At 67.4% G+C, this 25,439-nt stretch carries 26 protein-coding genes and 1 riboswitch; of the genes, 13 read left to right on the top strand and 13 right to left on the bottom strand.

Annotated features, from left to right (window positions below):
- Position 1: 1 nt before the first annotated feature.
- Together thiS and thiO are read right to left on the bottom strand one after the other, a co-directional pair.
- Entirely contained in the window at positions 2 to 238 is a 237-nt protein-coding gene (thiS, locus tag ACQCSY_RS15330) for a sulfur carrier protein ThiS (RefSeq protein ID WP_427130080.1), read from the bottom strand.
- Positions 235 to 1,680, bottom strand: coding sequence for a glycine oxidase ThiO (gene thiO, locus ACQCSY_RS15325; protein WP_427130078.1), 1,446 nt, complete (start codon positions 1,678 to 1,680; stop codon positions 235 to 237). Before thiO ends, thiS begins: the two co-directional genes overlap by 4 nt.
- Positions 1,674 to 1,794, bottom strand: a riboswitch (TPP riboswitch). Its footprint overlaps the gene before it by 7 nt.
- A gap of 26 nt (positions 1,795 to 1,820) precedes the next feature.
- Between thiO and thiE the strand changes: the two genes are divergently transcribed.
- Entirely contained in the window at positions 1,821 to 2,516 is a 696-nt protein-coding gene (gene thiE, locus ACQCSY_RS15320) for a thiamine phosphate synthase (protein ID WP_427130077.1), read from the top strand.
- A 36-nt stretch (positions 2,517 to 2,552) separates the two neighbouring features.
- Here thiE and ACQCSY_RS15315 read toward each other — a convergent pair whose 3' ends face one another.
- Positions 2,553 to 3,224, bottom strand: a complete 672-nt coding sequence (locus ACQCSY_RS15315) for a ferritin-like fold-containing protein (RefSeq protein WP_427130075.1) — start codon at positions 3,222 to 3,224, stop codon at positions 2,553 to 2,555.
- 41 nt (positions 3,225 to 3,265) lie between these two features.
- Between ACQCSY_RS15315 and ACQCSY_RS15310 the strand changes: the two genes are divergently transcribed.
- The 3 genes from ACQCSY_RS15310 to ACQCSY_RS15300 all read left to right on the top strand — a co-directional run bounded on the left by ACQCSY_RS15310 (position 3,266) and on the right by ACQCSY_RS15300 (position 7,731).
- Positions 3,266 to 4,774: an RNB domain-containing ribonuclease gene (locus ACQCSY_RS15310; protein ID WP_427130073.1), complete on the top strand. Its 1,509-nt coding sequence runs from the start codon at positions 3,266 to 3,268 to the stop codon at positions 4,772 to 4,774.
- A gap of 324 nt (positions 4,775 to 5,098) precedes the next feature.
- Positions 5,099 to 6,850: a DEAD/DEAH box helicase gene (locus ACQCSY_RS15305; RefSeq protein WP_427130071.1), complete on the top strand. Its 1,752-nt coding sequence runs from the start codon at positions 5,099 to 5,101 to the stop codon at positions 6,848 to 6,850.
- A gap of 8 nt (positions 6,851 to 6,858) precedes the next feature.
- Positions 6,859 to 7,731: a DNA-methyltransferase gene (locus ACQCSY_RS15300; protein ID WP_427130069.1), complete on the top strand. Its 873-nt coding sequence runs from the start codon at positions 6,859 to 6,861 to the stop codon at positions 7,729 to 7,731.
- A gap of 89 nt (positions 7,732 to 7,820) precedes the next feature.
- Here ACQCSY_RS15300 and ACQCSY_RS15295 read toward each other — a convergent pair whose 3' ends face one another.
- Entirely contained in the window at positions 7,821 to 8,438 is a 618-nt protein-coding gene (locus tag ACQCSY_RS15295; RefSeq protein WP_427130068.1) for a MarC family protein, read from the bottom strand.
- Positions 8,438 to 9,283, bottom strand: a complete 846-nt coding sequence (locus ACQCSY_RS15290) for a PHP domain-containing protein (RefSeq protein ID WP_427130067.1) — start codon at positions 9,281 to 9,283, stop codon at positions 8,438 to 8,440. The genes ACQCSY_RS15295 and ACQCSY_RS15290 overlap by 1 nt, the downstream gene beginning before the upstream one ends.
- Before the next feature lie 126 nt (positions 9,284 to 9,409).
- Here ACQCSY_RS15290 and ACQCSY_RS15285 point away from each other — a divergent pair, with 126 nt between their 5' ends.
- The 3 genes from ACQCSY_RS15285 to ACQCSY_RS15275 all read left to right on the top strand — a co-directional run bounded on the left by ACQCSY_RS15285 (position 9,410) and on the right by ACQCSY_RS15275 (position 12,875).
- Positions 9,410 to 10,993, top strand: a complete 1,584-nt coding sequence (locus tag ACQCSY_RS15285; RefSeq protein WP_427130065.1) for an aminopeptidase P family protein — start codon at positions 9,410 to 9,412, stop codon at positions 10,991 to 10,993.
- 257 nt (positions 10,994 to 11,250) lie between these two features.
- Positions 11,251 to 11,499, top strand: a complete 249-nt coding sequence (locus ACQCSY_RS15280; protein ID WP_427130063.1) for an SCO4226 family nickel-binding protein — start codon at positions 11,251 to 11,253, stop codon at positions 11,497 to 11,499.
- A 287-nt stretch (positions 11,500 to 11,786) separates the two neighbouring features.
- Positions 11,787 to 12,875, top strand: a complete 1,089-nt coding sequence (locus tag ACQCSY_RS15275) for an IS630 family transposase (RefSeq protein WP_427128829.1) — start codon at positions 11,787 to 11,789, stop codon at positions 12,873 to 12,875.
- A 9-nt stretch (positions 12,876 to 12,884) separates the two neighbouring features.
- Here ACQCSY_RS15275 and ACQCSY_RS15270 read toward each other — a convergent pair whose 3' ends face one another.
- Positions 12,885 to 13,772, bottom strand: a complete 888-nt coding sequence (locus ACQCSY_RS15270) for a general stress protein (protein WP_427130061.1) — start codon at positions 13,770 to 13,772, stop codon at positions 12,885 to 12,887.
- Between the two features lie 77 nt (positions 13,773 to 13,849).
- On the opposite strand from ACQCSY_RS15270, the gene ACQCSY_RS15265 reads away from it, so the two are divergent.
- From ACQCSY_RS15265 to ACQCSY_RS15255, 3 genes are read left to right on the top strand one after another with little or no spacing between them, the layout of a single operon-like run.
- A complete protein-coding gene (locus ACQCSY_RS15265; RefSeq protein ID WP_427130059.1) occupies positions 13,850 to 15,133 on the top strand; it encodes a magnesium transporter MgtE N-terminal domain-containing protein in 1,284 nt (427 codons plus the stop codon).
- A complete protein-coding gene (locus ACQCSY_RS15260; protein WP_427130057.1) occupies positions 15,114 to 15,869 on the top strand; it encodes a DUF1003 domain-containing protein in 756 nt (251 codons plus the stop codon). Before ACQCSY_RS15265 ends, ACQCSY_RS15260 begins: the two co-directional genes overlap by 20 nt.
- An 11-nt stretch (positions 15,870 to 15,880) precedes the next feature.
- Complete coding sequence (locus ACQCSY_RS15255; RefSeq protein WP_427130055.1) at positions 15,881 to 17,023, top strand: Mrp/NBP35 family ATP-binding protein; 1,143 nt, start codon at positions 15,881 to 15,883, stop codon at positions 17,021 to 17,023.
- An 81-nt stretch (positions 17,024 to 17,104) separates the two neighbouring features.
- Here the strand turns inward: ACQCSY_RS15255 and ACQCSY_RS15250 are convergent, their stop codons facing one another.
- The 3 genes from ACQCSY_RS15250 to sigE form a co-directional block, all read right to left on the bottom strand.
- Positions 17,105 to 17,500, bottom strand: coding sequence for a twin-arginine translocase TatA/TatE family subunit (locus ACQCSY_RS15250; protein ID WP_427130053.1), 396 nt, complete (start codon positions 17,498 to 17,500; stop codon positions 17,105 to 17,107).
- Positions 17,501 to 17,581: 81 nt separating this feature from the next.
- A complete protein-coding gene (locus ACQCSY_RS15245; protein ID WP_427130051.1) occupies positions 17,582 to 18,640 on the bottom strand; it encodes a hypothetical protein in 1,059 nt (352 codons plus the stop codon).
- A gap of 92 nt (positions 18,641 to 18,732) precedes the next feature.
- Positions 18,733 to 19,368, bottom strand: a complete 636-nt coding sequence (gene sigE / locus ACQCSY_RS15240) for an RNA polymerase sigma factor SigE (RefSeq protein WP_427130049.1) — start codon at positions 19,366 to 19,368, stop codon at positions 18,733 to 18,735.
- A gap of 308 nt (positions 19,369 to 19,676) precedes the next feature.
- Between sigE and ACQCSY_RS15235 the strand changes: the two genes are divergently transcribed.
- Positions 19,677 to 20,309, top strand: coding sequence for an O-methyltransferase (locus ACQCSY_RS15235; RefSeq protein WP_427130047.1), 633 nt, complete (start codon positions 19,677 to 19,679; stop codon positions 20,307 to 20,309).
- 135 nt (positions 20,310 to 20,444) lie between these two features.
- Here ACQCSY_RS15235 and ACQCSY_RS15230 read toward each other — a convergent pair whose 3' ends face one another.
- The 4 genes from ACQCSY_RS15230 to ACQCSY_RS15215 form a co-directional block, all read right to left on the bottom strand.
- Positions 20,445 to 20,624 (bottom strand): DUF3117 domain-containing protein, encoded by a 180-nt coding sequence (locus tag ACQCSY_RS15230; RefSeq protein ID WP_136322001.1) that lies wholly within the window; start codon positions 20,622 to 20,624, stop codon positions 20,445 to 20,447.
- 232 nt (positions 20,625 to 20,856) lie between these two features.
- Positions 20,857 to 22,218 carry a hypothetical protein gene (locus ACQCSY_RS15225; protein WP_427130045.1) on the bottom strand — a complete coding sequence of 454 codons (1,362 nt, stop codon included), beginning with the start codon at positions 22,216 to 22,218 and terminating at the stop codon, positions 20,857 to 20,859.
- Positions 22,215 to 22,571 (bottom strand): DivIVA domain-containing protein, encoded by a 357-nt coding sequence (locus tag ACQCSY_RS15220; protein WP_427130044.1) that lies wholly within the window; start codon positions 22,569 to 22,571, stop codon positions 22,215 to 22,217. Before ACQCSY_RS15220 ends, ACQCSY_RS15225 begins: the two co-directional genes overlap by 4 nt.
- A 48-nt stretch (positions 22,572 to 22,619) precedes the next feature.
- Positions 22,620 to 23,474, bottom strand: coding sequence for a TIGR00730 family Rossman fold protein (locus ACQCSY_RS15215; protein ID WP_427130042.1), 855 nt, complete (start codon positions 23,472 to 23,474; stop codon positions 22,620 to 22,622).
- Between the two features lie 174 nt (positions 23,475 to 23,648).
- Here ACQCSY_RS15215 and ACQCSY_RS15210 point away from each other — a divergent pair, with 174 nt between their 5' ends.
- Positions 23,649 to 24,404: an amino acid ABC transporter ATP-binding protein gene (locus ACQCSY_RS15210; protein WP_427130040.1), complete on the top strand. Its 756-nt coding sequence runs from the start codon at positions 23,649 to 23,651 to the stop codon at positions 24,402 to 24,404.
- A gap of 58 nt (positions 24,405 to 24,462) precedes the next feature.
- A complete protein-coding gene (locus tag ACQCSY_RS15205) occupies positions 24,463 to 25,344 on the top strand; it encodes a glutamate ABC transporter substrate-binding protein (protein WP_427130038.1) in 882 nt (293 codons plus the stop codon).
- Positions 25,345 to 25,439: the final 95 nt, after the last annotated feature.

Below are 25,439 nucleotides of genomic sequence, written 5' to 3'. Positions count from 1 at the left end.
TTTATCCTCCCTGGACTGCCGTGACGAGCTCGACGTCGTCACCATCGGCGAGCGCGGTGCCGTGCCACTGGCTGCGGGGCACCACCTCGGAATTGCGGGCCACCGCGACGCCGAGCTTCCGGCCGTCGGCGGACTGGCCGTCCGGGCCGAGGGTCCGGCCCGTGAGCTGGCTGACCAGCGTGCTGACGGAGGCGCCGTCGGCGACGCTGTGCTCCGTTCCGTTCAGTCTGATGTTCATGCTGCTTCCTTGTTGGATCTGTTGCCGGAGTTGGGTCTGTTGCCGGAGTTGGATCTGTTCCCGGAATCCGGGGCGTGGGAGAAACGGTCAGGACGGAAGACGGCCCAGCGCGGGTCCGCATGTCCGTCCAACAGCTGCCGGCAGACGGTGGCGGCAGCTGGGGTGAGCAGGACGCCGTGCCGGAAGAATCCGGTAGCGATGATGAGGCCCGGGATGTCGTCGCCATCCCCGCGGTCCGGGCCGGGGCGCTTCACCCGGCCCAGCAATGGCGCGTTGTCCGGCGTGCCCGGGCGGGCCCGGGCCGTGACCTCGAGCAGTTCCAGCTCGGCCACCGCGGGCACCAGCTGCTGTGCGTCCCGCAGCAGCTGGTAGACGCCGCCGGCGGAGACGGCCCGGGGGTCCGCGGGTCCGTCTTCGCGCTGGGTGGCCCCGATCACCACGGTGCCATCCTGCCGCGGGACGATGTACACCGGCACGCCGCGGACCAGTCCCCGTACAGTGGAGATGAGCAGCGGCCGCAGGTGGGCGGGCACGCGCAGCCGGAGGATGTCCCCGTAGACCGGCCGGAGCGGCAGCGTGAGCCCAGCGGGCAGGCCGCCCAGCTCCGAGGCGCCGAGCCCGTTCGCCACAATGGTTTCCTTTGCATGCACGGCGCCGCCGCCCGCGAGGCTGACTCCGCTGACGCGTCCGTCCTCCCAGAGCAGTCCGGCCGCGCGCCTGGCAACGGCGCGGCTCCGGCCGTCCGTTGCCAGCAGCGCGGCAATCCGGGCGAGCAGCCGGCGGGGATCCACCTGGTGATCGGCCGGGATGTCGAAGGCACACGAGATCCCGGGGCTCAGCAAGGGTTCCCGTCCCCGCGCCTCGCGCACGGTCAGCGGTTCCACATTGAGGCCGCAGGCCTGCTGGACGGCCCTCAGGTCCGCGAGCGCCCGGCGGTCGGCGGCGTCGGCCCCGACGGCGAGGGTCGGCGTCGTGAGGTAACCGGTGCCGGAATGCGCCGCCGCTTCCCTGCCCGTCGCGTCCGTACCCGCCGCGTCCGTACCCGTCGCTTGAGCGCCGTCGAGTGCCGCGGCGAAGTCCGGCCATAGGCGGGAGGATTCGAGCATCAGTTCCAGGAGCGCCTCCTCCTGGTAGTGCAGCTCGCTGACGGGCGCGAGCATGCCGGCGGCGGCCCAGCTGGCCCCGCTGCCGGGGGCATCGTCGATCAGCACCACTGAGCGGCCCGAGCGGCTCGCCTCCCAGGCGATGCCGTGGCCGATCACGCCGCCGCCGATCAGGGCAACATCGGCTAATAAATCGGCTGATAAATCCGCGGGCGCGGCTCCGCGCCAGGCTACGTGGGTGCGTGCGTCATAAAACCCGGACGCGGTGTCATCATTCGCTGCGTCATCACTCGCTGTGTCTGTACTCGCTGTGTCATCACGGCTGACTGCTGTGCCCATGAAAGACTCCTTCCCTACGCCGGTACTAGCCGGATCAGGTCAAGCGGTCGGCTCTGACGCCCTCTCAGCCGTGCAGCACTCGAACGGCTGCAGCGGGCTCCCGCGGTATGCGCCCAGTTTAGAGGAACTAGGCTGGTGTCATGAGCCAGGATGCCCTCCACACCACTGCCCGCCTGTACCTGTGCACCGACGCCCGCAAGGACCGCGGCGACTTCGAGGACTTCGTGGACGCCGCGTTTGCCGGCGGCGTGGACATAATCCAGCTGCGCGACAAGTCGCTGGAGGCGGCCGAGGAACTTGAGCTCCTCGAGGTCCTGCACAAGGTGGCGCAGCGCCACGGACGGCTGTGGGCCGTCAATGACCGGGCGGACATCGCCTCGCTGTCCGGGGCGCCGGTGTTCCACATCGGGCAGAAGGACATCCCCCTCGACGCCGCCAGGAACTTCCTCGGCAAGGGCGCCGTGATCGGGCTGTCCACTCACAGCCCGGAGCAGGTGGATGCTGCCATTGCCGCCTCGCCGGGGCGCCGCGGGCTGGACTACTTCTGCGTGGGACCCGTGTGGGCCACCCCGACCAAGCCTGGGCGCTCCGCCGTCGGACTCGACCTGGTGCGCTACGCCGATCAGGCGATCCGCCGGCCCGAGGCAGATGGAACCGGCAAGGTCGACGGCGTGGTGCCCTGGTTCGCGATCGGCGGGATCGACCTGGGCAATGTGGAGCAGGTGGTCGAGGCCGGCGCCCGGCGGATCGTGGTGGTCCGGGCCATTACCGACGCCGATGATCCCGCCGACGCCGCGCGCGCCCTCCTCGCCGCCCTCGACGCCGCGGAATCCTGAGCTGAACCCCGGGCGCAACCCTGGCGGGCAGCGGAACTAGCCGGCCAGTCCCAGCTGCGTCATCCGGCGCGAGTGGTTCGCCGCGAGCTCAGCTGTCAGCCCGCTGACCAGCTCCCTGGCCCCGGCCGCGTCCCTGCCGGACAGGCCGCCGAGGAACGCGTGCTCGAAGCCCACCCGCTGCGCCTCCGTGAGTGCCTCGCCCAGCAGCCGCCTGGCCCACAGCGCCAGCCGGGCTGCCAGCCGCGGATCATCGGCAAGGGCCCTCTTGAGACGCTCCCGCAACACGGCGGTCGCCTCGTCTGCGGACTGGATCCGTTCGATCAGCTCCCGGGTTTCAGCGTCGACATAGCGGGCGATGGCGCGGTAGAAATCGGCGGAGACCGTATCGATCACATAGGCCTTCATGAGTGATTCGTACCAGTCCGCCGGGCGGGTGCGCTCGTGGAAATGGTCCACGGACGGCTGGAAGGGCAGCATGGCCGCCTCGGCGTCCAGGCCCATCTCCTCGAACCTGGCGCTGACGAGTTCGTAGTGCTGGAACTCGATGACGGCGATCCTGCCAAGGACCGCGCGGTCGTGCAGCGTGGGCGAATACCGGGCGTCGGAGGACAGCCGTTCGAAGGCCGAAAGCTCGCCGTAGGCCATCACACCGAGCAGATCCATGAGGAAGCTGTTGTAGCGGGCAGGATCGGCCGGGGATGAGCTCATGATCCAAGACTAATCGCGCAATTGGAGCTAATCTGATTTTCGTGTCCCATCATCGCCTGACCCCCAGCGTCCACCAACAGCAGAACCAGCTTGCCGGGGCGCTCAAGTCGCTGCGAACGACTCTGGAGCTGCCGGGCCCGTTCCCCGAGGGCGTGCTCCGTGACGCTCAGGCTGCCGTGGCCGGGCACAAGCTGCCGGAGCTGGATCTCACGCATATCGAGTTCGTGACCATTGATCCGGCGTCGTCCACCGACTTGGACCAGGCGTTGTTCATCGACCGGTCCGGCGAGGGTTACAAAGTGTTTTACGCCATCGCCGACGTCCCTTCCTTTGTGGCCCCCGGCGGGGCGCTCGACGCCGAAACCCGCCGGCGCGGCCAGACCTTCTACACTCCGGACGGGCGGATCCCGCTCCACCCGGAAGTCATCAGCGAAGCCGCCGGCAGTCTGCTGGCCGGGCAGCTGTGCGCCGCGTTCGTCTGGGAATTCGAGCTCGATGCCGCCGCGGAGGTGTCCTCGGTGCTTGTGCGGCGGGCGCGCGTCCGCAGCCGCGCCAAGCTCAGCTACAAGGGCGTCCAGGCCGAGCTCGACGCCGGCACCGCGGCGCCCGTGCTGCAGCTGCTCAAGGAAGTGGGCATCAAGCGGGTGGAGCTGGAACGCCTCCGCGGCGGCGCGAGCCTGAACATGCCGGAACAGGAAATCCAACAGCTGCGCGACGGCGGCTACCGGATCGTCGCGGCCCCGCCGCTGCCGGTGGAGGACTGGAACGCGCAGATTTCACTCATGACGGGCATGGCCGCTGCCCGGCTGATGCTTGTCGGCAAGGTCGGCATTCTCCGCACCATGCCTGCCCCGGATGAAAGCTCCCTGCGGCACTTCCACCGCCAGACGCGCGCCCTCGGCAAGCCTTGGGACGGGGAAATGAGCTACGGCGAGTATCTGCGCACCCTTGACCCCACGGACCCCCGGCAGCTGGCGATCGTGCATTCGGCCGGCATGCTGTTCCGGGGTGCCGGCTACACTCCCTTCGACGGAGCCGTGCCGGAGGCCGCCGTCCAATCCGCCATCGGCGCCGCCTATGCGCACTCTACGGCCCCGCTGCGTCGGCTGATTGACCGCTTCGTGCTGGTCATCTGCGAGGCGCTCAGCAACGGCACGGACGTCCCGGCCTGGGCCCGCGAGGCGTTGCCCTCCCTCCCGTCGATCATGGCAACCTCGGACCAGCTGGCGGCCAAGCTGGAGCGGCTGGCGCTTGACACCGTCGAGGCGGCACTGCTGATCAACCACATCGGGCAGGAGTTCGACGCCGTCGTCATTTCAGGTTCGAAACCCGCCAAAAACGGCAACGGGAACGGCGGAACGGCCGGAAAGGGCAACGGCAACGGCAAACAGAACGGCAACGGCAACGGCCCGTCCGGGGTCGTCCAGATCGCCGAGCCCGCAGTGACCGCACGCTGCCCCGGCGAGCTGGAACCCGGCACCCAGGTCCGGGTCCGGATCGTGTCCTCCGACATCACCACGCGGGAGGTCCGGCTGGAGCTCGTGGGCTGACCAGCGGGGCCATTCCGCGCATCCCTCCGCAGGCCCTCCCGCACGGCGGTTGCGGGTCCAGTCGAGGTTCCGGGCTGCGTACAGCTAGACTGGAGAGGTAGAAATGGATGCCCGGTCGTTGATTTCCATGATTTTCGAATTCAACAAGCCCGCCCCTACGCGATCTTGAGAGACACCCGCTGGTCCCCAGTGCCAGCATTTAGATAGCCCGCGATCGGCTTCCACTGGAAATTGCTTGCGCGCCTGAGCGTGCTCCGGAACGGCCACACCGGCCGGCCCCGTTGAGCAAGCAGCGCAGCCCAAAATGAATAAGGAAACTCACCTGTGAGTGAATTGCACACGCACCAGCTTCTGACCGACGAATCCGGAACGGAAACGATCGAGCCGGAAGAGACCATCATCTCGGACGAAAAGCCGCACGAGATCGCCGAGAAGACTTTCGCCGACTTCAACGTCCGCGCAGACATCGTGGAGTCCCTTGCCGACGCCGGCATCACCCACCCCTTCCCGATCCAGGCCATGACGCTGCCCGTCGCCCTGGCCGGCCACGACATCATCGGCCAGGCCAAGACCGGAACCGGCAAGACCCTCGGCTTCGGCATCCCCGCGCTGCAGCGCGTCGTCGGCCGCGATGACGCCGGCTTCGACAAGCTCTCCGTTCCGGGCGCCCCGCAGGCGCTGGTAATCGTGCCGACCCGCGAACTTGCCGTCCAGGTGGCCAAAGATCTTGAGAACGCCGCCAAGAAGCGCAACGCCCGCGTTGCCACCATCTACGGCGGCCGCGCCTACGAGCCCCAGGTCGACGCCCTGCAGAAGGGCGTCGAAATCGTTGTCGGCACGCCGGGCCGTCTGATCGACCTCTACAAGCAGAAGCACCTGAGCCTGAACAACGTCAAAATGGTCATCCTTGACGAGGCCGACGAAATGCTGGACCTCGGCTTCCTGCCGGATGTCGAGACGCTTATCGCCGGCACCCCGGCCGTCCGCCAGACCCTGCTGTTCTCGGCCACCATGCCCGGCCCGGTCATCGCCATGGCCCGCCGCTACATGACCCAGCCGACCCACATCCGCGCCGCCGACCCGGACGACGAGGGCCTGACCAAGCGCGACATCCGCCAGCTCATCTACCGTGCCCACAGCATGGACAAGGTCGAGGTGGTAGCCCGCATCCTGCAGGCCCGCGGACGCGGCCGCACCATCATCTTCACCAAGACCAAGCGCACCGCCGCCAAGGTCGCCGAGGAACTCGTGGACCGCGGCTTCGCTGCGGCCGCCATCCACGGCGACCTCGGCCAGGGCGCCCGCGAGCAGGCCCTCCGCGCCTTCCGCAACAACAAGGTGGACGTCCTCGTGGCCACCGACGTGGCCGCCCGCGGCATCGACGTCGACGACGTCACGCACGTGATCAACTACCAGTGCGTCGAAGACGAGAAGATCTACCTGCACCGCGTGGGCCGCACTGGCCGCGCCGGCAACAAGGGCACCGCCGTGACCTTCGTTGACTGGGACGACATGCCGCGCTGGGGCCTGATCAACAAGGCCCTGGGCCTGAGCTTCCCGGAGCCCGTGGAAACCTACTCCTCGTCGCCGCACCTCTTCGAGGAGCTGGACATCCCCGCGGGCACCAAGGGCCGCCTGCCCCGCGACAAGCGCGTGCTGGCCGGCGTCGACGCGGAGGTCCTTGAGGATCTCGGCGAGACTGGCAAGAAGAACACGCGCAGCAGCACACAAAGCGGCGCACGTGACAGCGCCCGCGGCGGCAGCACCGGCGGCGCACGTGACGGGGGCCGCGGCAGCGGACGAGACAGTGGCCGCGACACCCGCCGCAGCGGCGCGGAGGCCGGAGGACGGTCGGGAGACCGCCGTCGCCGTCCCGCCGAAGCTGACGCCGCCGCAGGGCAGAGTCCGGAGGCGACTGCGGCCTCGACTGCGGCGCCGGCAACGGCAAAGGCCCCCGTTGAGGTCGACAGGGCCACCCGCGCCCGGCGTCGTACCCGCACCCGCCGCCGCAACGGCGAGGTGGTGGCCGGCGAGGCACAGCAGGGCAACTCCCTGCCGAGCAACGCCGAGGCCTAAACCCCTCTATGACTGACACCGTCTGGGCGCCGGACGGCAGCAACCTGGTGGTACACGCGGACAACGCGGAGTATCTCCCCACGCTGCCGGACGGCACCTTCACACTGATTTACGTGGACCCGCCCTTCAATACCGGACGGGTCCAGCGGCGCCAGGAAACCAAGATGGTCCGCAACGCCGGCGGGGAGGGTGACCGCGTCGGTTTCAAGGGCCGGTCCTATGACACCATCAAGGGCGCGCTGCACAGCTATGACGACGCGTTCAGCGACTACTGGTCCTTCCTGGAGCCGCGTCTCGTGGAGGCCTGGCGGCTGCTCGCCGACGACGGCACACTGTACCTGCACCTGGACTACCGCGAGGTCCACTACGCCAAGGTCATGCTGGACGCCATTTTCGGCCGCGAATGCTTCCTGAACGAGATCATCTGGGCGTACGACTACGGTGCGCGGGCCAAGTTCCGCTGGCCCACGAAGCACGACAACATCCTCGTGTACGTCAAGAACCCGGCCAAGTACCACTTCGACAGCGCCGAGGTGGACCGGGAGCCGTACATGGCGCCGGGGCTTGTCACGCCCGCCAAACGGGAGCTCGGCAAGCTCCCCACCGACGTCTGGTGGCACACCATCGTCTCCCCCACGGGGCGGGAGAAGACCGGCTACCCCACGCAGAAGCCCGAAGGGCTGATCCGCCGGGTCGTGGCCGCATCAAGCCGCCCCGGCGACTGGTGCCTGGACTTTTTCGCCGGTTCCGGGACGCTCGGCGCCGTGGCCGCGAAACTCGACCGCAGGTTCGTGTGCGTGGACCAGAACCAGCCGGCCATCGACGTCATGGCCAAGCGCCTCGCGGCCCACGCCACATTTACCGCCTTCCCGCCCGGCTGACTCCCACCACCCTGTTGCGCTATCACTTGTGGTGGCTACCCCGGCCTCATAGCGACGCCAAGTGATAGCTCAACGGCGACCCGTGTGGGTCAGCCCCAGCTCCTGACGAACGAGTGCACCGCGTCGGCGATCATCTGCACCGCGATGGCGGACAGCAGCAGGCCTGCGATCCGGGTGACGAGTTCGACGCCGTTCTCCCCCAGCACCCGCTGCACCACCGCGGCGAAGCGCATCGCAAGATACAGGGAGGCGAGCGTCGCCGCAATCCCGAGCCCCACGGCCAGGTACTGGGCGGTGGTGCCGGACTGCTGGACGAACACCATGACCGCCACGATCGCGCCCGGACCGGCCATGAGCGGCGTGCCGAGCGGAACGAAGGCGACGTTCTTGTACTTGGCCGCGTTCTCTTCCCCGCTCGTGGACCCGGTCAGCAGCTGCAGCGCAATCAGGACCAGCAGCAGCCCGCCGGCACCCTGCAGCGCGGCGAGCGAGATGTGCATGTAGTTCAGGATGGACTGCCCGAAAATCGCGAAGGTCACGATCACGCCGGTCGCCACCAGCAGGGCCTGGAGGGCGGACAGGTTGCGGTCCCTGGCGCTCATCTGCGCCGTCAGCGACATGAAGATCGGCACGGTCCCCGGCGGATCCATGATCACGAACAAAGTCACGACCACCGAGGCCAGCATCTGGAGGTCGAGCCACCCCATCAGCGCACCACGCAGGTTCCGGTGCCCAGTTCCTCGATCCGGGCCAGCACCTCGGGCGAGGTGAGGTTCTCGCCCAGCAGGTTCGGCTTCCCGGCGCCGTGGTAGTCGGAGGACCCCGTCACGAGCAGGCCGTACCGTTCGGCCAGGCCGCGCAGGAACTCCCGGCCCTCCTCGGGGTTGTCGCGGTGGTAGATCTCCAGGCCGGCCAGCCCGGCGTCGATCATTTCCCGGTAGGTGCGCTCCCCCACGATCCGCCCGCGGTCGCAGGCGACGGGATGGGCAAAGACGGGGACGCCGCCGGCCGCACGGACCAGTTCGACGGCGAGCGCCGGGTCCGGTGCGTAGTGCTGCACGAAATACCGTGAGCGCGAGGTCAGGATGGAGCTGAAGGCCTCGGACCGGTCCTCGACCACGCCCGCGGCGACGAGCGCGTCGGCGATGTGCGGCCGGCCCAGCGTCGCCCCCGGAGCCACGTGGTGGATGACGTCGTCCCAGGTCAGCGGATAGTCTTCGGCCAGCAGGCTGACCATCCTTTGCGCCCTCGTGTGCCGCGCGTCCTTGGCCTTGGTGATTTCCTCGAGCAGCCCGGGGTGCTCAGGGTCGTGCAGGTAGCTGAGCAGGTGCACACTGATGCCCTCTTCCGTGCGGCAGGAGACTTCCATGCCCGGTACGAGTGCGATGCCGCGTTCCCGGGCCGCGAGGGTGGCTTCCGCCCAGCCGTCGGTGGAGTCGTGGTCGGTCAGGGCGATGACGTCGAGCCCGGCTTCAGCGGCGGACGTGATGACGTCGGCCGGCGCCTGGGTGCCGTCGGAAACATTTGAGTGGGCATGCAGGTCAATCCTCACGTCACCAGCCTAGTAGATGGCCGCGATCCGGCGGCGCGGGTCTGGCGGATGGTCCGCCCGCGGCGCGCCTTCCGCGGCAGCCGTACCCGTTGGCCTCAGCCGCACAGCTGGTGAGACTATGGGACGGTGAACGATGCAGATAACACCCCAGTCTCCGCTTCCCAGCCCCTCGAAGAGCGCGTCAACAACCGCTCGCAGCGGCCCAGCTCCGACGCCTTCAAGGCTTTCATGGCCAGCAATTGGGCGCCGTCCCAGCAGCAGCTCCCGGAACGGGACGCCGTCGCCGGCCACGCCGCCGCCCGGCGCCGGGCCATTTCCGGCCAGTTCAAAGGCGAACGCCTGGTCATCCCCGCCGGCCCGCTGAAGGTCCGCTCGAACGACTGCGACTACCGCTTCCGCCCGCATTCGGCCTTCGCGCACCTCACCGGTCTGGGCCTGGACCATGAACCCGATGCCGTCCTCATCCTGGAACCCGTGGCGGAAGGCACGGGCGACGACGGCGGGAACCACCACGCGACGCTGTACTTCCGCCCGCTGGCCGGCCGGGACACCGAGCAGTTCTACGCCGACTCGCGCTCCGGCGAGTTCTGGATCGGCGCCCGCCCGACCCTCGCCGAATTCCACGCCCGGCTCGGCGTGGAGACCGCGGACATCAGCGAACTCGAACTGGCGATCACCAAGAACGTCGGTGCGCCCGAAATCGGCGGCATCTCCATCCGGCTGGTGCGCAAGGTCGACGAGAACATTGACGCCCTCGTGGACACCGCCCGCTACAACACCGCCAAGGATCCCGAAAACCTGGACCTCGGTGTCCTCGACGCCCTCGACGAGTTGCTCACCGAGGCTCTCTCCGAACTGCGCCTGCTCAAGGACGAGTGGGAAATCGAGCAGATGAAAACGGCCGTCGCCGCGACCGTGGAGGGCTTCACCGACGTCGTCAAGGCCCTCCCGCGGGCACTGACCCACCACCGCGGCGAGCGCGTCGTCGAAGGCGCGTTCTTCGCCCGGGCCCGGGAGGAAGGCAACGAACTCGGCTACGACACCATCGCCGCCGCCGGCAACAACGCCACCGTGCTGCACTGGACCCGGAACACGGGCAAGGTCAACGCCGGGGAGCTGCTGCTCCTCGACGCCGGCGTCGAGGCCGACTCGCTCTACACCGCGGACATCACCCGCACCCTGCCGGCCAACGGCACGTTCTCCGACGTCCAGCGCAAGGTCTACGAGGCAGTCCTCGACGCCGCCGACGCCGGCTTTGCTGCCGCGCAGCCCGGCACCAAGTTCCGCGACATCCACACCGCCGCCACTACCGTTCTGGCGGAACGGCTCGCCGACTGGGGACTCCTGCCGGTGTCCGTCGCGGAAGCCATCAGCACCGAGGGCCAGCAGCACCGCCGCTGGATGCCCCACGGCACGAGCCACCACCTCGGCCTGGACGTCCACGACTGCGCCCAGGCGAAGCGGGAACTGTACCTGGACGGCATCCTCACCCCCGGCATGGTGTTCACGATCGAACCCGGCCTGTACTTCAAGGACGAGGACCTCGGCATCCCCGAGGAATACCGCGGCATCGGCGTCCGGATCGAGGACGACATCCTTATGACGGCCGAGGGCCCGGTCAACCTCAGCGCCGCGCTGCCCCGCAAGGCGGACGATGTCGAGTCCTGGATGGCGGGCATCTACCAGGAAGCCGACGGCCAGACGCCGTAGTTTCACGCGTCGGATTCCCCGGCATCCGACGGGCAGAAAACCCGGCAGGAAGAAAACCTGACTTGCAGAAGGCCCCCGTCCCGAAGTTCCGGACGGGGGTGGATCGCTAGATCGGCGGAGGCTGAAAATGGCATAGACGCAGAGCAATGGTTCGCGAATCCGCCAAGGGCGAACCTCTTGACGAACTGACACGCACGCGTCTAGCGTCTGCCTTGCACCCCTGTAGCCAATATCGACCACGATTGAGGAGCATTGTCATGCCTGAATTTATGGACGTTCACCACAACATGAAGGGGCTAACCAAGGAGGATCTGAAAGCGGCGCACGATGCCGATCTTGCCATTCAGGGCGAGGAAAACGTCGTTTTCAAGAGCGCCTGGGCTGACCCAGAGGCGGGCGTCGTCTATTGCCTGTCCGAAGCCCCTTCCGCCGACGCCGTTAGGCGCATTCATGAACGCACAGGTCACCCTGCGGACGAGGTGCATCCCGTTCCATTCGCGGTGTAGTGCGTCCGGTCACCCTGATCGCATCGGCACTGACGAACTCACCTTCGTCCTGAAACACCGATCGGCAACTGGACGCTCCCGCGTGCCAAATATCGTTGCGATTTCACTGCCCATAACCACCGAGAATCACGCGCTGGCGGGGTAGCTCGAGCGCTGCAGCGTTTTGCTGCAGCGTCCTCCTACAGCGTCCTCCTACAGCGTTTTGCTGCAGCGTCTCGCTGCCCGCCTGTTGCCTCCTAGTGGTGTGTCTCCAAAATAGATAATGGGTGGTCTGTTAATCTGATGGCGTGACGAATCCTGCTCCCGCCCTTTCGGTCTCAGATGGTCAGCGTGCCGCGTTGGAGGTGTTGTCGAAGTCGCAGACGGCCTCCCATCGCGAGGTGCAGCGGGCCCAGGTGCTGCTGATGTCCGCGGACGGGCTGGCGAACGAGTGGATCGCGAAGGTTGCCGGTGTGACCCCGGGGACGGTGCGCGCGTGGCGGGCCCGGTTCGAGGAGGAGGGGCTGGCGAAGCTGGGCAGGGTCCGTGCCGGACGGGGCCGGAAGCCGGTGATCCCGCAGTCCAAGATCGACGAGATCGTCGAGCTGACGCGGAACTCGAAGCCGGACGGGCAGACGCACTGGTCGGTGCGGACCATGGCCGCCAGGTCCGGGGTTTCCCCGGCGCAGGTGCAGCGGATCTGGGCGGCCCGGGGGCTGAAGCCGCACCGGGTTGAGGCGTTCAAGCTCTCCACGGACCCGAGGTTTGAGGAGAAACTCATCGATGTGGTGGGCCTGTATCTGAATCCGCCCGAGCAGGCGATCGTGTTGTGCATGGACGAGAAGTCCTCCATCCAGGCGCTGGACCGGACCCAGCCCTCGCTGCCGATGAAGAAGGGCCGCGGGGAAACGATGACCCACGACTACAAGCGCAACGGCACCACGACCCTGTTCGCCGCCCTGGACGTTGCCACCGGCAAGGTGATCGGATCCTGCCTGCCCAAACACCGGCACGGCGAGTTCCTGGCGTTCCTCAAAACGGTTGAGAAGAACGTGCCGGCAGAACTGGACGTGCACCTGATCCTGGACAACTACGCCACCCACAAACACGCCAACGTCAGAGCCTGGCTGGACAAACATCCCCGGTTTCACCTGCATTTCACCCCGACCTCCTCGTCCTGGTTGAACCTGGTCGAGCGGTGGTTCCGCGAGCTGACCGACAAGGCCCTGCGGCGCGGCGCCTTCCACTCCGTACCGGATCTGATCGCAGCGATCGAGGACTACCTCGCCTCCCACAACAACGAGCCCAAGCCCCTGGTCTGGACCGCGACCGCCGACAGCATCCTTGCAAAGGTCGCCCGCGGCCGCGTCGCACTCGAAGCCGTCAAACAAAACTGAGACACACCACTAGTGCTGGGGGCCGTCCTGGCCTTCGCGAGGCTCCGGCCCGGCGGTGTCAGAAATCCGGACCCCGTACTGCGGGCGCCCGTCCGGCAAGTCCGGGTACCGGACCGCTGCCGGCTTGGCGGGTTCCTGCCCGGCCTCCTGCCCGGCCTCTGAGGCAGCACCGGCAGGCGCTCCGGCCGGAGCAGACGGTTCGGGCGGCTGCGGTTCGGCTGGCTGCTGTCCGCCCGGCTGGCTGTCGGTCTCCGGGGTCCTCTGGCCGTAGGGATCGTTCCAGCCCGCCGGGCGTTGCGGGGCTTGGCCTTGCTGGCCGGGCTGCTGGGGCGTCGGGTTCAAGTAGTCGTGCTGCGGGTAGCCGGCAGCGCCGGCCCCGGACGCGTCATGCTGCGTCATCGGAAGCTGGTGGAGCAGGCGCCGTGCCTCGTTGGCGGCCTCGAAGGACACCACGACGTCGTAGTTGGTCGCCACCACCTGGCTCGTCGAGGTGAAGTCGCGCTTTCCACGCTGCATCGCGTAGGTGACAATGCCAAACAGCATGAAGAACGCTGCACCCATCAGCACGGACGTCACGATCGAGAAGTATCCGCCCGTGGGTGAAAAGAATGACAGCATGACGCCGACGAACAGGCCGAACCACATGCCGCTCAACGCGCCGGAGAGGGCCACCCGCGGATAGGTGAGCCTGCCGGTCACCCGCTCCACCATCTTGAGATCGTTGCCCACAATCGAGACCATCTGGACCGGGAATTGTTGGTCCGCCAGATAGTCCACCGCCTTCTGGGCATCCAGGTAGGAGTAGTAGGAACCGACAACGTCGCCCTTGGGGACAGTGCGGGCCTCGTCCGGGCCGTTGGGGGCACCGGCCCTCGGAGCACCAAAAATGTTTGACATACGCCCATTCTCACCTATCCGGCTGGTGAGCGCCTGTAAATTCAGCTAAAAGAGAGCAGACTCGGTAGCCTGTATACGTGAGCACGAATCTTTCGCGGGTGTTTGTCGCGCGCCTCCTCGGACTGGATGTCTTCGACCCATTGGGCGACCGTCTGGGCCGGTTGCGCGACGCCGTCGTGCTTTCACGGGGGGCCCGTGGCGCCCCGCACGTGGTGGGCATCGTCGTCGAGGTTCCCGGCAAGAAGCGTGTGTTCGTGCCGATGACCCGGATTACGTCCATCGACCAGACCCAGATCATCTGCACGGGCCTGGTGAATCTGCGCCGCTTTGAACAGCGCGGCGCGGAAACCCTGGTGGTTGCCGAAATGTTCGACCGCCGCGTGACGCTCGCGGACGGCAGCGGTGACGCCACGATCGAGGACATCGCGATGGACAGGCACCGCTCCGGCGACTGGTTCGTCAGCAAGCTCTTTGTCCGCCGCGGCCACTCCCTTTCTCCCCTGAGCAGGCTGCGCCGCAACGAGACCCTGATCATTGACTGGGCCGATGCCCGGCAGGGCGCCAAGACCGAGCCGCAGGCCGCCACCCAGTTCGTCGCGACCCACGAGGACCTCAAACCGGCCGACTTCGCCGAAGCCCTCCAGGAGATGAGCGACAAGCGCCGTTTCGAGGTTGCCAGCGAGCTCCAGGATGAGCGGCTCGCCGACGTCCTGCAGGAGATGCCGGAAGGCGACCAAGTGGAGATCCTGTCCGCCCTCGACGTCAACCGCGCCGCCGATGTGCTGGAGGAAATGGATCCCGACGACGCCGCAGACCTCCTCGCCGAACTCCCCAGCGCCCAGGCCGAACAGCTGCTGCAGCTGATGGAACCCGACGGCGCCGACGACGTCCGCCGCCTGCTCGAATACGACGAGGACACGGCCGGCGGCCTGATGACGCCGGTCCCGGTCATCCTGCCCCCGGAAGCAACCGTTGCCGAAGCCCTCGCGCACGTCCGCCGCGAAGAGCTCTCGCCCGCACTGGCGTCCTCGATCTTCATCGCCCGGCCCCCGCTGGAGACGCCCACGGGCCGCTTCCTCGGCGTCGTCCACATCCAGCAGCTCCTGCGCTACCCCCCGCCGGAACCGCTGGGCAACCTCGTGGACAAGAGCCTTGAGCCTGTCTCGGACCAGGCGCACATCAGCGAGGTGGCACGTACGCTGGCCACCTACAATCTGAACTGCCTTCCTGTGGTCAACGACGCCGGACGGCTTGTGGGGGCGGTGACTGTTGATGACGTGCTGGACCACCTGTTGCCGGATGACTGGCGTGTCCACGAGGACGACGTCCCGATAAGGAAGCTTGGAGGCCGCATTGGCTGATAACAGCACACCAAGAACCTCCAGCGTCCGGCCGGGCAGCAAGCCCGCCGACAAAGGCAGCCTCGACACGCCGTTGAGTGGACGCCAGCGGATCCTGCCCAAGTTTTCCCCCAACCCCGATGCCTTCGGCCACGCCACGGAAGGCTTCGCCCGGTTCATGGGCACGCCGACGTTCCTGGTCTACATGACGGTTTTTTGCGTGTTCTGGCTGGTCTGGAACACCTATGCACCAGAAGCCCTGCAATTTGACTCCCGGGCTCTGGGTTACACGCTGCTAACGCTCATGCTTTCCCTGCAGGCATCCTACGCCGCCCCCTTGCTGCTGCTGGCCCAGAACCGCCAGGATGACCGGGACCGGGTGTCCCTCCAGCAGGACCGCCAGCAGGCCGCCCGCAACCTGGCGGACACCGAGTACCTCACTAGGGAGCTGGCGTCCCTGCGCATCGCCCTGCGCGAGGTCGCCACCCGCGACTATGTCCGCGCCGAGCTGCGCAGCCTGCTGGAGGACATGCTGGAAGCCCAGGAGGAACTGCGCAACCATGACCCGTCGGCCGGCGCCCACGAATCCCCGAAGGACAAGGTCAAGGAGAAGCTGAAGGAACGGCGCGACAAACAGCGCGGCCCCCGGACCCAGCAGATCCCCAAGGTCCGGCCGGAGGCCAAGGCCGAGAGCCTGCCTGAGGCCAAGGCCGAGAATACCGGCCTGCCCGCACACCGTACCTTCCCCGAAAGCTGAGCATTCACCGCATGAGCACCACGCTGGACGGCACCCCCCTGGAACAGGCAGTGCACGCGGCCATTGCCACCGTGATCGACCCTGAATTGCGCCGCCCCATCACGGAGCTCGGCATGGTGGAGTCCGTGGAGGTTTCCGACGGCGGCCGGGTCCGGATCGCCGTGCTCCTGACCATTGCGGGCTGCCCGCTGCGCGGCACCATCACCGCCGATTCGCAGGCCGCGCTGTCCGCGGTGCCGGGCGTCACCGCAGTCGACGTCGAGCTGAAGGTCATGACGCAGCAGCAGCGCGACGCCCTCAAGGAGCAGCTGCGCGGCGCCGGCGGCCAGCGCGGAATCCCGTTCAACCAGCCCGGCTCGCTGACCAAGGTGTACGCCGTCGCGAGCGGCAAGGGCGGTGTGGGCAAATCGTCCGTGACCGTGAACCTTGCCTGCGCGCTGGCGGCCCAGGGGCTGCGCGTCGGTATCGTGGACGCGGACGTGTACGGCTTCTCCGTCCCGGCGCTGATGGGCATCACCCAGGCCCCCACGCGGGTGGATGACATGATCCTGCCGCCGGTGGCCTATGGGGTCAAGGTCATCTCCATCGGCATGTTCGTCACCGGCAACCAGCCCGTCGCGTGGCGGGGCCCGATGCTGCACCGGGCCCTTGAGCAGTTCCTCACGGACGTCTACTTCGGCGACCTCGATGCCCTCTTCCTGGACCTGCCGCCGGGCACTGGGGACATCGCCATCTCGGTGGCCCAGCTCCTGCCGAAGGCGCAGATCCTCGTGGTGACCACCCCGCAGGCGGCCGCCGCGGATGTGGCCGAGCGGGCCGGAGCCATCGCCACCCAGACCGGCCAGACCGTGGCCGGCGTCGTGGAGAACATGTCCTACCTAGAGATGCCCGACGGCGGGCGGATGGAGCTGTTCGGCAGCGGCGGCGGCGCCGTGCTCGCCGAACGCCTCTCCACCACGGTGGGTGCCGAGGTGCCGCTGCTGGGCCAGATTCCGTTGGATATCCTGCTGCGGGAGGGCGGCGATGCCGGGGTGCCGCTCGTGCTGGGCCGCCCGGAGACGCCGGCGGCGGTGGCCCTGGCCGGGATCGCGGGGAAGCTCGCGTCTGTCCCTCGCGGGCTGAAGGGCCTGTCGCTCGGGCTGCAGCCCCGCTGAACAGACCCGGGGATTGAGACCCGGGATTGGGACCCGCTGATTAAGCCTGTCGAAATCCCGTCCCTGGCCCGGCCCTTAGCTCTACGTGGCCTCGGAGTCGAAGGGTGCCGGCTCGCCGTCCGGCAGGCGCTCGATCACACGGGCCGGCCGGTGCTCCGCAGCGGCGGCAGCGGAGGCGACCGTGGACACGGCGGCCGGGGCTCCGGCGCTCACGGGCTTGCTGTCATCTTCCAGCAGCGCTTCCTTGATGATCCTGCGGGGATCGTACTGCCGGGGGTCGTACTTCTTCCAGTCGACCTCATCGATATCGATGCCGACTTCTTCCTTGATCTGTTCCCGCGCACCGGACGCCATCCGGCGGATTTCCTTGACGATATTGGCAAGTTTCTGGGTGTATTCGGGCAACCGGCTGGGGCCGATCACCAGAAGTCCGATGATCAGCAGAAGTAAGAACTCCGGTCCGTTGATTCCAAGCACTTTAGGAAGATTACCCTCTCGGCCGGGCCAGCGACGACTCCGCGAACCCCCGGTGTCGGCGGCCCCCGGCCAATCGTCGCGTCATGGGGCCAGGAGCTCCAGGATCCGGCCCAGTCCGCGCTCCATGCGCTCAGGGATTCCGCCCGGCCCCGGCGCGCCGACAGTCGCGTCCATGGGGGTGGCGGCGCCGGCCCGGACCAGGGCGGCCACGCCGTCGTCGGCCTGTTCGGCGGGTAGATCGGAAACGTAGGTGAAGGTGGCCGCGGAAGTCTGGTAGATAGCCCGGTAGGGCGTGGCCGTGTTGACCCAGAGAGTGCTGCTTCCTGATTCCGGGGCGCGTGCGGCGCCGTCCGGTTCCGTCGCGGTGAACCCGTCAGCCGTGGCCAGGTGGCCGGTCAGCACATTGACCGGAGGCGCTGGGGCGGCCGGCTGCTGCCCTGAGGCCGGACGGTCCTGCGGGAGCAGCGCGCCGTGCTGTTCGAGAACCGTGGCGAAGTGCCGGCCGTCGGTGAGGCGCAACTCGAGGATGTCTGCCCCGGATATCACGCCGCCGCGGGCCCAGATCAAGTGGAAGCCCAGCTCCCGGAGTTCGGGACATGTCCATCCCTGGGAGCGGAGGGTGGCGAGCTGCCCGGCGGTGAGGACCCCGGCGGGAGTCAACGCCGGCCCGCCGCTGAGGCTCCAGTCGATGCCCGTACCGGACTCCGCCTGCCCCGGGATTCCGGCGTTCCGGGACCCCCCGGAGACCAGCGAACCGGGCGCGTCCTGCCATGAGAAGGCGGACGCCTCCGCGCCGTCTGCTACGGGCGTCGCATCGCCGCCCATCAGGTAGGCAGTGCCGGCCATGAGGGCCATGGCGGCTGCCGTCCCTCCGGCCAGCAGGGCAACATAGCGGACCTCCGGGCGACGTCCGCGGTCCGGCACGGGCCGTTCCGTGGTTGGCCGCTCGGTGGCGAGCTGCTCGGTCCGTGCGAGCAGGCGCGCGGTCAGATCATCACTTGCCTCGGGGACGGGCGCGCCGCGCAGGCGCTCCAGGTACTGGCGTTCGCGCCCCTGCTGGGCGCGGCACTCGGCGCACGAATCCACGTGCTCACGAATACCGCCGGCGCGCTTCCGGTCGGCGGTGATGCCACGGTGCATGCCATTCCGGCGTGCCCGGCCGGAGAACCTGCACCCTGGCCCTCCGAACAGACTTTTCAGCAGACCCCTTTTCAGCAGACCCATCCCCAGGTTTAGAGCAGGCCGGCGATGCGCGGCATCTTGAGCCGCGGCTTGAGGGATTGCTTGGAGGACTGCGCCGGGCGCGGATCACGGTGCGCGAGCTTCTCCCGCAGCATCGTCCGGCCGCGGTGGATACGCGACCTGACGGTGCCGAGTTTGATGCCCAGCGCGACGGCCACCTCGTCGTAGGACAGCCCTTCGAGGTCACAGAGCACGACGGCGGCCCGGAAGTCCGGGGGCAGCTCCTCGAGCGCGGCCTGCACATCGAGATCCAGGTTGTTGAATTCGAAGCTTTGCTCCGGGCCGGGTTCGCGGCCGGGAAGCCGCGACTCAGCGTCGTCGGCGAGGGCATCGAAGCGGATACGGCTCCTGCGCCGGGCCTGGTCGAGGAACAGGTTGGTGGTGATCCGGTGCAGCCAGCCGTCCAGGGTGCCGGGCTTGAAGTTCTCCAGCGAGCGAAACACCCGGACGAAGACCTCCTGGGTAAGGTCCTCGGCGTCGTACTTGTTGCCCGTCAACCGGTAAGCGAGGCGGTACACCTTTGCGGAGTGGTTGGTCACCACTTCTTCCCACGTCGGCCGAACCCATTCGGCTTCCGCCGCGGGCTGGGACTCTTCAGATGCCGGGACAGCTGCCAGAACCGACATTGTCCGCTCCCCTCTTGGATGGTACTTACGCCTGGATGGTGCCTGCCAAACGCAGGTCCCTGCACCCTTGATTCGACGCCGATCACCACGCGGATGAGCGGACTCCCATCATTTCAAAACAAGCTGGGAATTTCCTGACGCGGGGCCCTCTTCCGCCCACGGCGGAACGCCGGCCGCCAGTCCCGCACACGGGTCGAAGCCCCGGCGCCCCCGCCAGCACGGCCACGGCACCGCTGCCTCCCGGCCCGGCCCCGCCGGACACAGTACGCTGTAGGGAACACTCCCCTGCCGCCCAGAAAGCGAAACCCATGAGCGCCGATAAGTCCACGAGCTGGTCCTACGCAGAAGATCTGCCTGCCGAGGATGAGGTCCTGTTGCACGCGCGCGAACGGTCCTTCGAGCTTGGCGTGACCCCGATCGGCCCCGGCGTGGGCGCGGTGCTCACCGTCCTGGCCGCCGCGTCAAAAGCACAGACCGCAGTCGAGATCGGAACCGGCGCCGGAGTGTCCGGTGTGTGCATCCTGCGAGGGCTGGCTCCGCAGGCCGTCCTGACAACGATCGACGTCGACGTCGAGCACCTGAAGGCGGCACGGGAAGCGTTCCAGGAGGCCGGCAGCCCGGCCAACCGCACCCGAACAATTTCCGGCCGGGCCGGCGATGTCCTCCCCCGCCTGACCGACGGCGCCTACGACCTCGTGTTTGTTGACGCGGACAAGCCCAACTACCCCAGCTACGTGGAACAGGCCGTCCGGCTGCTCAAATGCGGCGGCCTGCTGATCGTCAACGACGCCCTGGACAAGGACCGCGTCGCCAATCCGGCGGCCCGCGAGGCCACCACCGCCGTGCTCCGCCAGGTGGGCAAGTCCATCCGCGACGACGACCGCCTCGCTTCAGCCATGCTGCCCACGGGCGACGGGCTGCTCATCGCCGTCAAGAAGTAGGCGACGGCAGCCGGCCACGCCCGCAAAACGGACGCCGCGGCAAACGGACAACCAAGCAGACAAACACCAGCGGACAAACAAAGGGCAGGGCCCGCAGCCTGAAGGCTGCGGGCCCTGCCCTTTTTGCGAAGCTGATTAGTGCGAAGCTACTTCGGTGACGCCGACGAGGCATTCCTTCAGGTTTGTCGCTTCGGCGGCATTGAGTTCGACCACGAGCCGCCCCCCGCCTTCGAGCGGAACACGCATGATCAGGCTTCGTCCCTCTTTCGTCACTTCCATAGGGCCGTCGCCGGTGCGTGGTTTCATAGCCGCCATAAGGAATATCCCCTCCATTAGTCCCGTGACATACCAGCCCGGCCGGGCTGCGTCCGCTTGGTCAATCAAGCCGCCCGGCGGCAGTCGTGGACGCCGCCGTGGCCTAAAACTCAGTTTGCTTCTTGTCCTTGCTTACCGTCTATTATCGCGTAACAAGGCGCCCGTAGCTAATCGTTGGACTTTCCAGCGCGCCTCTCAAAGCCGGGCCGGCACCCCGAAAAGGTGCTGGGCGTCACGGCGGATAGTCCCCTCCGCCCGGCAACGGCGCCCACGCCCACAACCAGACGATCCAGACCATCTGCAACAACACGAACATGATGACCAGGGTGCCGCGGTACGCGCGGGACCGGGAGACCAGGGCGGCACTGAGGGCCAGCGGGAACAGCGGCAGCAGCATCCTAAAAGTGCTGGTCTGCGGATGCAGGAACACCAGCAGGTAGCCCATGTAGCAGCTGCACCACAGCCTCAGCTCGGTGCCCAGCGCCGCCACGGGGCGGGACATCATCAACAGGGTGAAAGCCGCCACGAACACAAGCGGCGCCAGGACTCCCAGCGTCGGGCCGAAGAGCAGGATTCCGGTGTCGAACCACGGTTTGAAGGGCACCAGGTCATGACCGCGCCAGACGGTTTCAGTCTTGGTGTAGGCCTCGATATCGCCGGTGACGGCCCCTGCGATGGCCGGCCACAGCAGGGCACCGATCCCGCTGACCGCCGTCAGCCCGGCCAGGGACCAGAGCTGCAGGTTGCTGTGCGCGGGGGCGCCCGGCGCGGCGGCGCCCGCCAGACCTGCACCGGCGCCGCCTGGACCGGCGTCGCTGTGGGTCTGGCGGGCGCCGCGGGGGCGCTCCGCCGGGTAGCGCTGCCACAGGCGGTAGAGGAACAGGAGGCCCGTCATCGCGGCGAACGGAACCCCCGTGGGCCGCGACAGGCACATCGTCAGCACTACGGGCATGGCCCACAGGTACCGGCGCTGCATCACAAGCAGCAGCGCGGCGCCCAGCAGCAGGAGATTCAGGGACTCCGCATACGGCACCTGCAGCACCGGCGCCACGGGGAAGGTGGCAAAGAACACCGTCCCCCACAGGGCCGTGCGGTGCGTGACCTTGCGCCGGAAGATCCTGTAGACCACGAGGGCGGCGCCCAGTCCGCAGGCCATTGCGATGGCCGTCAGCGACCAGGCCGGGCCCGTCCCGGTCAGACCCGAAACAACCCTGCCCAGCACGGGAAACAGCGGGTAGAAGGCCCACGCGTTTTCCTGGACATTGCCGGCCGCGTCGGTCGGGAGAATCGCCGGGTAGCCGTGCTGCAGGGCTTCGCCGTACCAGCGGGCGTCCCAGATGTTGATGAAGTTCCAGTAGTCAGGCTTGGCGGGAAACCAGGGGTTCACGCCCTGGTGCAGAGCTGCGGCCATGAAGATGCAGGCACTGACGAGCCGGGCAATGAGGTAGAGCCCGACCACCTGGGCCCACCACGGCCACTGTGCCAGGCGCGCACCGGCGGCCGCGACGCGGTTCCAGGCCGCCGCGTTGAGCCCGCGCGGTGCCCGGGCCTCGAGCTCGCCAGGGACGGTGTCCGGGTCGTCCACGTTGCTCAAGGGCGCTGCTCCGACGGCGGACGGAGGCGTTCCAGTTCCTCCCCGAGGCTCTCGATCTCGCGGTTCTTGGCGGCGATCTGGTCCCGCAGCTCATCCAGCACCTGGTCCACCTGGTCCATGCGGTAGCCGCGCAGGCCGACAGCGAAGCGGACGTGGTCGACGTCGGACGGTTCCGCGCCGGCGGGCAGCAGGACCGGCGGCAGCGAGGCGACCGGCTCGTCGAAGCCGTCCTCGAACGGCGGGCTTCCTCCGCCGTCCCCGCCGCGGCGGAAGATTTTCGACGCCAGACCGGTGCCCAGGAGGACGGCGACGCCGATCAGCACAATCGCAAGGAAGACCAGGAAGAGACTCACGAGTCCATCGTGCCAGAAGTCGGACGCCGGAGTGCTCAGCCGGGCTGTTCAGGCCCGCGTGCTGTTGCCGTTCCCGGTGGTGCCGCTAGGGTTGCGGTGGCGGGCGGCCCCCTCCACTACCAGCTCCACGGCGTGCGCGGGATCGTCCACGAGCTGCACGAGGTCGAGGTCCTCCACCGACATCATGCCCTCGGAGACCAGCGTGCCCCGGATCCAGTCGAGCAGGGGGCTCCAGAAAACGGTTCCCAGCAGCACGATCGGGAAGGAGGTCACCTTCCGGGTCTGGACGAGGACCATCGCCTCGAAGAGCTCGTCCAGGGTTCCGAGGCCGCCGGGCAGCACGATGAAGCCCTGGGCGTACTTCACGAACATGGTCTTGCGGGCGAAGAAGTAGCGGAAGTTGATGCCCAGGTCCACCCACTGGTTCATGCCCTGTTCGAAGGGCAGTTCGATGCCGAGGCCCACGGACACGCCGTTGCCCTGGACGGCGCCCTTGTTGGCGGCCTCCATCGACCCCGGGCCGCCGCCGGTGATGACGGCGAGGCCGGCTTCGGCCAGCTTGCGGCCCACTTCAACGCCAAGCTCGTAGTAGGCGCTGCCGGGCACGGTGCGGGCCGAGCCGAAGACGCTGACCGCCGGGCCGAGGTCGGCGAGCGCGCCGAAGCCTTCCACGAACTCGCTCTGGATCCTCAAGACCCGCCACGGGTCGGAATGGACGAACTGGCCGGGGCCCTGCGTGTCGAGCAGGGTCTGGTCGGACATCGTGACCTTGGCCTGCTTGCGCCGCAGCTCCAGCGGGCCCTTGTGACGTATCCCGTTGGTCGGCGTGTCGCGGGTTTCCCGTGCGGGCTTGCCGGCGGGGTTCTGCTCTGGGCTGCGCTGTGGATCGGTACTCATGCCCATAGGCTAGCGCGGAACACCGTCACCGCCAGTTCGGCGCGTCGAATCCGTGACGACGCAGGGGATTCACCGAGGGCGCGGCAGGGCATCCTGACGTGCAGATATCTCTTGAATCACGATCTGCATGAATCTGAGTGATTGCGGTCATATGCCATTAATGTTCGCTAGATTCTTACTATGACTACTCAAGTGCCCGGCGATGCGCTCGTCTCCCTGAATGCCGTCAACAAGCATTACGGCCAGTTGCACGTCCTGAAGGACATCAATCTGAATGTCCGCAAGGGCGAGGTCGTTGTTGTCATCGGACCGTCGGGTTCCGGCAAGTCAACGCTGTGCCGTGCCATCAACCGTCTCGAGACCATCGACGACGGTGTCATCGAAATCGACGGCAATGAGCTGCCCGAAGAAGGCAAGGAACTGGCCAAACTGCGGGCCGACGTCGGTATGGTCTTCCAGTCGTTCAACCTGTTTGCGCACAAGACGATCCTGGAGAACGTCACGCTCGGGCCAATCAAGGTCAAGGGCGTCGCCAAGGCCGAGGCCGACAAGGACGCGATGGCACTGCTAGAGCGTGTCGGCGTCGGGCACCAGGCCCCCAAACTTCCGGCGCAGCTCTCCGGCGGCCAGCAGCAGCGTGTCGCCATTGCGCGCGCCCTGGCCATGAAGCCCAAGGTGATGCTCTTCGACGAACCCACTTCCGCCCTGGACCCGGAAATGATCAACGAAGTCCTCGACGTCATGATCCAGCTGGCGAAGGAAGGCATGACCATGATCGTGGTCACCCACGAGATGGGCTTCGCCCGCAAGGCCGCTCATCGCGTCGTGTTCATGGCCGATGGCCAGATCGTCGAGGACGCGACACCCGAGGAATTCTTCACCAACCCCAAGAGCAGCCGGGCGAAAGAGTTCCTGTCCAAGCTGCTGACTCACTGAGTCCCCTCCGAGTTCGCACCCGGCCGCTGCGAGGCGGCCGTCCAATGAAAGGAATGTCATGAAGGCATTTTTGACCCGAAGGAAATCCCTTCTGGTTGCTGCATCCGCGGCTCTGGCACTGAGCCTGAGCGCCTGCGGCGGCGGCACCACCGGCAGCAACCCTCCTGTCGCCGAGAAGCCGAGCTTCGCTGCCGACACAGCCATGGCCAAGCTTTCATCCGCAGGAAAGATCACCATCGGCACCAAGTTCGACCAGCCGCTGTTCGGCCAGAAGGGCCTCGACGGCAAGCCCGTCGGCTTCGACGTCGAAATCGGCAAGCTGATCGCCGGCAAGCTGGGCATCGCCGCCGACAAGATCGAGTGGGTTGAGACTGTCTCCGCCAACCGCGAGCAGTTCATCAAGCAGGGCAAGGTGGACATCATCATCGCCACCTACACCATCAATGACAAGCGCAAGACCGAAGTCGACTTCGCCGGCCCGTACTACGAGGCAGGCCAGGCGCTCATGGTGAACAAGGACAACACGTCCATCACCAAGCCGGAGGACGTCAAGGGCAAAAATGTCTGCTCCGTAACCGGTTCCACCCCCGCCGCCACCATCGTGGAGAAGTACGGCGCAATCCTCGTTCCGGCCGCCACGTACTCCGCGTGCCTTGAGCCGCTTCGCAACAAGCAGGTTGAAGCCGTCACCACCGACAACGTCATCCTGGCCGGCTTCGTGAACAAGGAACCCGAGGCCTTCAAGCTGGCGTCGGACCAGACCTTCACGAAGGAGCCCTACGGCATCGGCCTGAAGAAGGACGACAAGGTCTTCCGGGGCTGGATTAACGACCAGCTGGAAGCCTTCGGCAAGGACGGTTCCTACAAGAAGGCCTGGGAAGCCACCGCCGGCGCCGTCATCAAGACCGCTCCGGATCTTCCCGCCATCGACCGCTACTAGTCAGTTGTGGCGGTTGCCGGGGCCCGCGCTCGTCGCGTCCGGTAACCGCCATTCCCGTCTTCCGCCCGAATCCCCTCAAGGCAGCCGAAGGAAAC

It is taken from the genome of Pseudarthrobacter sp. S9, assembly GCF_050156545.1.
Taxonomy (GTDB): Bacteria; Actinomycetota; Actinomycetes; order Actinomycetales; family Micrococcaceae; genus Arthrobacter.
Note: the sequence above shows the minus strand (reverse complement) of the source record. Positions and strands in the feature narration are given on the sequence as shown.

What these genes read in the sequence shown, in the direction of transcription:
- thiE (WP_427130077.1), top strand. Translation starts at nt 1,821, where the DNA reads ATGAGCCAGGATGCCCTCCACACCACTGCCCGCCTGTACCTGTGCACC.
- ACQCSY_RS15215 (WP_427130042.1), bottom strand. Translation starts at nt 23,474, where the DNA reads ATGGGCATGAGTACCGATCCACAGCGCAGCCCAGAGCAGAACCCCGCC.
- ACQCSY_RS15245 (WP_427130051.1), bottom strand. Translation starts at nt 18,640, where the DNA reads ATGCACCGTGGCATCACCGCCGACCGGAAGCGCGCCGGCGGTATTCGT.
- ACQCSY_RS15315 (WP_427130075.1), bottom strand. Translation starts at nt 3,224, where the DNA reads ATGAGCTCATCCCCGGCCGATCCTGCCCGCTACAACAGCTTCCTCATG.
- ACQCSY_RS15295 (WP_427130068.1), bottom strand. Translation starts at nt 8,438, where the DNA reads ATGGGGTGGCTCGACCTCCAGATGCTGGCCTCGGTGGTCGTGACTTTG.
- ACQCSY_RS15235 (WP_427130047.1), top strand. Translation starts at nt 19,677, where the DNA reads ATGAGCGCCGATAAGTCCACGAGCTGGTCCTACGCAGAAGATCTGCCT.
- sigE (WP_427130049.1), bottom strand. Translation starts at nt 19,368, where the DNA reads ATGTCGGTTCTGGCAGCTGTCCCGGCATCTGAAGAGTCCCAGCCCGCG.
- ACQCSY_RS15255 (WP_427130055.1), top strand. Translation starts at nt 15,881, where the DNA reads ATGAGCACCACGCTGGACGGCACCCCCCTGGAACAGGCAGTGCACGCG.
- thiS (WP_427130080.1), bottom strand. Translation starts at nt 238, where the DNA reads ATGAACATCAGACTGAACGGAACGGAGCACAGCGTCGCCGACGGCGCC.
- thiO (WP_427130078.1), bottom strand. Translation starts at nt 1,680, where the DNA reads ATGGGCACAGCAGTCAGCCGTGATGACACAGCGAGTACAGACACAGCG.
- ACQCSY_RS15280 (WP_427130063.1), top strand. Translation starts at nt 11,251, where the DNA reads ATGCCTGAATTTATGGACGTTCACCACAACATGAAGGGGCTAACCAAG.
- ACQCSY_RS15210 (WP_427130040.1), top strand. Translation starts at nt 23,649, where the DNA reads ATGACTACTCAAGTGCCCGGCGATGCGCTCGTCTCCCTGAATGCCGTC.
- ACQCSY_RS15300 (WP_427130069.1), top strand. Translation starts at nt 6,859, where the DNA reads ATGACTGACACCGTCTGGGCGCCGGACGGCAGCAACCTGGTGGTACAC.
- ACQCSY_RS15230 (WP_136322001.1), bottom strand. Translation starts at nt 20,624, where the DNA reads ATGGCGGCTATGAAACCACGCACCGGCGACGGCCCTATGGAAGTGACG.
- ACQCSY_RS15205 (WP_427130038.1), top strand. Translation starts at nt 24,463, where the DNA reads ATGAAGGCATTTTTGACCCGAAGGAAATCCCTTCTGGTTGCTGCATCC.
- ACQCSY_RS15270 (WP_427130061.1), bottom strand. Translation starts at nt 13,772, where the DNA reads ATGTCAAACATTTTTGGTGCTCCGAGGGCCGGTGCCCCCAACGGCCCG.